The sequence below is a fragment of the Trichothermofontia sp. genome (genome assembly GCF_053493415.1).
In genome coordinates, this window is record NZ_JBRCAD010000215.1 from 41,299 (window position 1) to 47,770 (window position 6,472).

The 6,472-nt window shown below is 57.2% G+C and carries 6 protein-coding genes; 3 read left to right on the forward strand and 3 right to left on the reverse strand.

All coding sequences use genetic code 11. The features are described from left to right. Positions 1-5: 5 nt before the first annotated feature. A complete protein-coding gene (locus tag ACWIUF_RS19245; protein ID WP_448574150.1) occupies positions 6-563 on the forward strand; it encodes a hypothetical protein in 558 nt (185 codons plus the stop codon). Here ACWIUF_RS19245 and cofG read toward each other — a convergent pair. From cofG to ACWIUF_RS19260, 3 genes are read right to left on the reverse strand one after another with little or no spacing between them, the layout of a single operon-like run. Further along, positions 539-1,627 (reverse strand): 7,8-didemethyl-8-hydroxy-5-deazariboflavin synthase subunit CofG, encoded by a 1,089-nt coding sequence (gene cofG, locus ACWIUF_RS19250; RefSeq protein ID WP_448574151.1) that lies wholly within the window; start codon positions 1,625-1,627, stop codon positions 539-541. The genes ACWIUF_RS19245 and cofG overlap by 25 nt on opposite strands. Before the next feature lie 42 nt (positions 1,628-1,669). Then, positions 1,670-2,509 (reverse strand): sensor histidine kinase, encoded by an 840-nt coding sequence (locus tag ACWIUF_RS19255; protein ID WP_448574152.1) that lies wholly within the window; start codon positions 2,507-2,509, stop codon positions 1,670-1,672. Further along, complete coding sequence (locus tag ACWIUF_RS19260; protein WP_448574153.1) at positions 2,484-3,908, reverse strand: gluconeogenesis factor YvcK family protein; 1,425 nt, start codon at positions 3,906-3,908, stop codon at positions 2,484-2,486. The genes ACWIUF_RS19255 and ACWIUF_RS19260 overlap by 26 nt, the downstream gene beginning before the upstream one ends. Positions 3,909-4,444: 536 nt before the next feature. Between ACWIUF_RS19260 and ACWIUF_RS19265 the strand changes: the two genes are divergently transcribed. Both ACWIUF_RS19265 and ACWIUF_RS19270 read left to right on the forward strand, forming a co-directional pair. Further along, positions 4,445-5,236, forward strand: a complete 792-nt coding sequence (locus tag ACWIUF_RS19265) for an ABC transporter ATP-binding protein (protein WP_448574154.1) — start codon at positions 4,445-4,447, stop codon at positions 5,234-5,236. Between the two features lie 79 nt (positions 5,237-5,315). Further along, positions 5,316-6,472 (forward strand): MlaD family protein (locus tag ACWIUF_RS19270; RefSeq protein WP_448574155.1); only part of this gene is annotated, 1,157 nt, incomplete at its 3' end.

Consider the following 6,472-nt stretch of genomic DNA (forward strand, 5'->3'; position numbering starts at 1 on the left):
CCACAATGCGTTCTACCACTATAGGCGTTATTCCTACGGGTAACGATCGTAAGCGGGCGATCGAGTTTGCTGGTAGAGTCGATCGTAGCGGGTCAAGAGGTTTTGATATGATGCGACGCTTTGTCAGGCAACCACTGCGCACGGGAATTGCCATCCTCCTGATCGGTGTCCTGAGCCTCCTGACTGCCTGTGGCACGGGTGTTCCTGGCCTGAGCCAACAGGTGGTCCGGCAGGCGATCGCCCTCCAACTGACTCTGGCCCAGACAGAACTCAACCAACAACTGGGCCTGGGTGACCCCAACCCTAACGACTTTGCCGTCAAACACGTCCAGATTACCCAGGTTGAACCCACTGCGATCGCGAATACGGACACCTACCGCGTGACCGGCTCCTATGATCTCAAGATCAAACAAGCGGGAGCATCGCTGACCCAGCACAGCCCGTTTGAAGTCTACCTACAACCCCAAATTGAAAACAAAACCTGGCGCTTAGCCCGTCTCCAGGGGGGAACCCGACAGCATCCCCCCACCTGGGGCACCTATTTAATTCCAATGGATGGATGAGGGGGCATGGCCGTTTGCCCGGTGGGTCTATCGGGATGCGACGGGGGGTTGGGGCCACGATCGCCTAAGTACCTTTGCCATTGGGCAACCTGGTCGCGCAACCAGGGCGATATCCATGTGCGACTTGCCTTCCCTGCGTCGTCCCTGCCAGCGCTCGTGCAGGTGGGGGTCACGTACTGGGGATAGACCGGGAGCCGGGGCACTAACTGCCAACCCGCAGCGGCTAGATGGGTGTGTAACACGGGTATCGGGAGGTGGGGATAGTCCGGATTCACCTCATCTTTGGGACCAATCCCACCCAGATCACGGGCACCAGCCTCCAGGCAAGCGAGGAGAAAGGCAGGATCAGGGAGCAGGTTAGGGGGCACCTGGAGGGTAATCGACGGCGGGAGAATTTGACGGGCCTCGCCGATCGTTGCCAGAAACTCGGCTGGCTCTAAGGTCACCCCGGCCCAGGATTGGGCCTGACCCGTGCGATGGGGTTGGAGAATCACCTCTTGAATGTGGCCCCAACGGTCATGGATCGCCGCGATCGCCCGTAATGACTCCCGCCGTTCGGCGATCGTTTCCCCAATGCCCAACAAAATGCCCGTGGTGAAGGGAATACCCAGCTCTCCCGCCCACGCCAATTGTTGTAACCGTTTAGCAGGCACCTTACTCGGCGCATGTTGATGAACCGTTGCCAACAAACGGGGGGTGATCTGCTCCAACATTAACCCCAGGGACACATTGACCGTTTTGAGACGGGCCATTTCCTCAAACCGCAGGGGACCCGCATTGGTGTGGGGTAAAAAACCAAACTCGCAGGCCAGTTGGCAAAGGCGATAAATATGCTCAAACCAGGCCGAACGGCGGGGGCTATCGGGATGCACTTCCCCGCTCAGCATCAAAATCTCAATCACATCCGTCTTTTGCAGTGCCCGTAGGCGATCACTCGCCGCCGCTAACGACAGCCACTCGTCCTGGCCGGGATCTGTCCGAAAGTTACAGTAGCTACACTGGTTAAAACATTCATAGGTGGGGACGATCGTGTAGGCAGGGCTGTAGGTGACGGTGCGAGGCATTGGGGGATTTTAGATTTTAGATTTTAGATTTTGGGGTAAAGGCTAGAACAGGTCGTCTTCTGGGGGACAAAGGGGGAGGATACAGAGAAAGCGGGTGCTGGTTTCTGCTTCGGTGATGTCTAAAAGTCCGCCCATTAATTCCAGGAGGGTTTGGTTAATCGTGAGGGATAGGCCGAAGGAGGGCCAGAGGTGAGGGGGGGGCTGATGCAGGTTCGGCGCGGGGCAAGGTTCTGGCTCGGATACGGGGTCGGGGGCGATCGCGTCGGCCCAGCTTGTGGTGGCGAAGGGGCCGGCAATGGTGATGGCGACTTGGGGACAATTGGGGTCCAATGAGGAAGTGGGCGGGTTAAGAATTTCGGCGGTGATCGTGAGGGTGCCCTGATCCAGATGGGCGATCGGGGTTTCCACGAGGTTTACCAACACTTGCAGCAAGACGATTTGGTCGGCTAATACATACCAGGTGGGATCAACTGCGGCTACCTGGAGATGCAAGTTGCGGTTCGCAAATTGGAGATGTGTCCGATCGGCTACATTTTGCAGGAGCGCTTGGACTTGTAGCGGTTGGATGTCCAGCTTTTCAGTCCCATAGGCCAACTTCGACAGATCACTCACCCGGCTGAGTAACTGCAGCAAGGTTTGGGCAGCGGCCTGGCTTTGGCGCAGGAATTCCCGCTCTTCCTCAGGGCTATCACACAGATCAGCCAGGATCATCTGGTGAATGCCAAGAATCCGATTCAAGGGCGATCGCAACTCGTGGGCCACCCGTCCCAAAAAACCCGCCTGGAAGCGGGCCATCTCCTGGGCTAGGCGACAGGCAAGCTGGCTTGCCTGAAGTTGGGTGGCGAGGTCGGTTGGCTTATCCGGCATTTTGTGTGCGTTCATACCAGCGGAACAGAACACGGGCAAGACGCTGGGAGTGGTGGCGCACGAGGCCCGTTTCGGGATCTTCGTGGAGAATATTCGCCAGAACTAGCTTGCGCCCACTTTGAGCCACTGCTTCGCGATCGAGGGCGACGGGATGGGAATTTTCCTGGGCATAGCGGATGAGTGCCCTGGCGGAGGGCACCTGGCGTTGAACCAGCACCGCATCAAAAATCGGCTGGCCACAGATGCGATCGAGGACCTTAATGTGGTCACTGACGCTGTAGTTATCCGTCTCACCCGGTTGGGTCATGATGTTACAGACATAAATTCGGGGTGCCCGACTGGCCGCGATCGCCTGGACAATTTCCGGCACTAACAGGTTGGGGACAACGCTGGTATAGAGGCTCCCGGGGCCAATGATGATATAGTCCGCGTCCTGGATCGCTTCAAGGGCACGGGGTAGGGCCGGCGGGTTCGCAGGAATACAGCCAATATCCACAATTTTGCCGTGGGCTTCGGTAATGCTCGATTCTCCCTCAATGCGCCGTCCATCTTCTAACTCAGCCCACAGGCGCACGTCACTCAGGGTTGCGGGTAATACCTGTCCGCGCACGGCTAGGACCTGGGAACTAGCGGTAATGGCCTGCTCCAGATCGCCTGTCACTTCGCTCATGGCTGTGAGGAAGAGATTGCCAAAGCTGTGCCCAGTTAACCCATCCCCGGCTCGAAAGCGATACTGAAATAACTCCGTCATCAGCTTTTCCTCATCGGCGAGGGCGGCTAGACAGTTGCGAATATCCCCAGGGGGAAGCACCCCAATCTCGCGGCGCAGGCGGCCAGAGGACCCCCCATCGTCAGCGACGGTGACGATCGCCGTAATATTGGCGCTATAGGTTTTCAGGCCCCGCAGGAGGTGGGAAAGGCCCGTGCCGCCGCCGATCGTGACAATCTTGGGCCCCCGATGCAGACGACGGTGATTGAGCAAAACATCAATCAACTCCGCATCCCCATCGGGCATCAATACCTCCGTAATTGACCCCAGGGTACGGGACTGGCCCCATAGGATCAGCAGGAGACCCGCCACAACGACCAACGGCCCACTGATATAACTGGGGATGACCTGGGTAACTAGGCGCAGGAATTGACCGGATACCCGGAAAAGGAAATAAACGGGGGTAAGATTCGCCCAAATGGCTAATCCAAGGCTGGTGAGAATGACCCCAACCACACTGAGGAACAGCCAACGCTTGACCAATAATCCCGGTGCTAACCACTTAAACCACTGGCGGGGGCGCTTCCCAAGCCGCTGACTCAGGGCCGCTGTCCGACCCAAGGCAATGCCTTCTGCGACAAAGTAGAATTGGCGGGTTTCCGTTCGCAGTGCCTGGAAGACTTGTTTGAGTAAACCAATCGGCATATTGGTAACAATAAAAAGGGGATGTGCGAATATGCGGTCGTTCCTTGTCGTTTAGTCTGGCATCATCCTGTTTCCCTGACCACGGCCTCGCTGACAAGACCTAACTGAATAGTCGCCTACCAGAATACTGGGCATCGGCCCATCTGTCAGGGTCGGTCTGAGGATCACGGCGTCATTTCGCGATGATTTAACAACCTAGTACAGTAAACATAAAGTTTCGCAACGTTGGTAGTAACGACTTTAGTCGTTGCCGGCTAAAGCCAGCACGACGAACGTTGCAGAACTTACTCGACTACAACGTTGGTAGTAACGACTTTAGTCGTTGCCGGCTAAAGCCAGCACGACGAACGTTGCAGAACTTACCGTTCGAGCTACTAGGTTCCGCCCTGACTCCAAATCCTGCTCCTAAGGGCGACCGCCATCCCAGGTCTATTTGCCTGATCCGCACCCACCAACCGCAACCAATTGTGGGTACAATGCCCCCCTAGGCCCCTCTACTGCATCCATTGTTCCCCTAATTGCCCCCCTCAGCTACTATGCCGGAACCGGAACCCCTGATTGAACTCCGTGGTGTCTCCAAGTCCTTTGATCAGCAACGCGTGCTCGATCGCATCGACCTTCAAATCTATGCGGGGGAAGGCTTGGCGATTATTGGTCCCTCCGGTACGGGTAAGTCTACGATTCTGCGGTTGATTGCGGGTCTGATCCCAGCCGACGAGGGGGAAATCTACATTCAGGGCCAGCGCCGCCAGGGGTTGGCCGAGGAACGCCAAGACCCGATCGGGATTGGGATGGTCTTTCAACAGGCGGCTTTGTTTGACTCACTCACCGTGGAGGAGAATGTGGGGTTTCTGCTCTATGAACACTCCCGGCTGTCACGGCGGCGGATTCGGGACCTGGTGAATGAGAAGCTGGAAATGTTGGGGCTGGCTGGCATTGGCGATCGCTATCCGGCCCAACTGTCGGGGGGGATGCGCAAACGGGTCAGTCTGGCACGGGCGGTTATTGCGAACCCCGATGATCCCACCGAAATTCCCGGAATTTTACTCTACGATGAACCCACAGCCGGGCTAGACCCGATCGCCTCAACCGTGGTGGAAGACTTGATTCGCTTTTTGCAGCGACAACCCGGGGGCTGTCAGACCTATGCCATTGTCACCCACCAGGACACCACGATTCGCCGTACTGCCGATCGCATCCTCTTCCTCCACGCGGGTCAGGTGCAATGGCAGGGAACCCCAGCCGAGATCGAGACGACGGATAATCCCTATGTGTGTCAGTTTTTCAAGGCAGCGGTCGAAGGTCCCATTCAGGTTGTTGGGGCCTAGGATAGGCTTCAAGGGGCCGGACGAGCTGGTAAGGTTGGGGGGATAGCCCCTGGTTCAATTTGGTAGTGAGGCAATCGTCATGCGGGCACGCACAATTCGGGAAGGTACCGTTGGTCTGATGATCCTGGTCGGTTTCCTGGTCTTTGGCGGTTTGCTTCTGTGGGTGCGGGATATTCGCCTGGGACGGCGTACCTACACGATCATTGTCGAATTCCAGGATGCGGGGGGGGTGCAACTGGGTTCAACCGTCAGCTACCGAGGGGTAAGGGTAGGACGCGTCATTGAGGTTCGCCCTTCCGCAACTCGGATTGAGGTGGCCGTGGAGTTTGCCTCCAAGCACCTGATCATCCCCCAGCCCGTGATGATCGAGGCTAATGAAACGGGCCTGATTGGGGAAGTCAACCTGGATATTACCCCCCTGGCCGTGGTCTCTGACGATCTGGCGGCCCTTAGCCCGGTAGCTCCGGACTGTGATTCAACGGTCATCATCTGCCAGGGCGATCGGCTCCAGGGCCAAATTGGGGTGAGTTTCGATGCCCTGATGCGATCGACCATTCGCATTGCCGACCTCTTTAGTAATCCGGAGCTATACAACAATATTGAAGCCGTCACCCGCAATGCCGCCGAGGCCGCCGCCGGGGTCACGGATTTGTCGAAGGACTTTTCCAGCCTGAGCCGATCGCTGCAAAAGGAACTGGGGGCCTTTTCTGCCTCAGCGCGATCGCTCGGTCATGCGGCCCAGGAGTTTGGGGCCACCACCCAGGAAATCAATGCCCTGCTGGCGGCCAATCGCAATAATATTACGGCCACGTTGACCAGCCTGCGCCTCACCAGCGATCAACTGCGGCTCACGGTTACCAACCTGAATCCCATCCTGGGCCAAGTGGAGCAAAGTGATCTCTTGAAAAATCTGGAAACCCTATCCGCCAATGCGGCCCAGGCATCTGTCAATCTGCGGGATCTCTCCACCTCTCTGAATGATCCCCAGACCCTCTTACTCATTCAACAAACCCTGGATTCAGCCCGATCGACCTTCCAAAATGTCCAGAAAATCACCTCGGATCTGGATGATCTGACGGGTGACCCTACCCTCCGCCAGAACCTCCGTCGCCTCATCAATGGCCTAAGTAATCTGGTCTCCAGTGCCGAAACCTTACATCGTCAGGTACAAATGGCCCAGGCGATCGAGGTCTCTGCTACCTCGCGATCGTCCGCTGGCCAGCCCCAAGGCAAAGC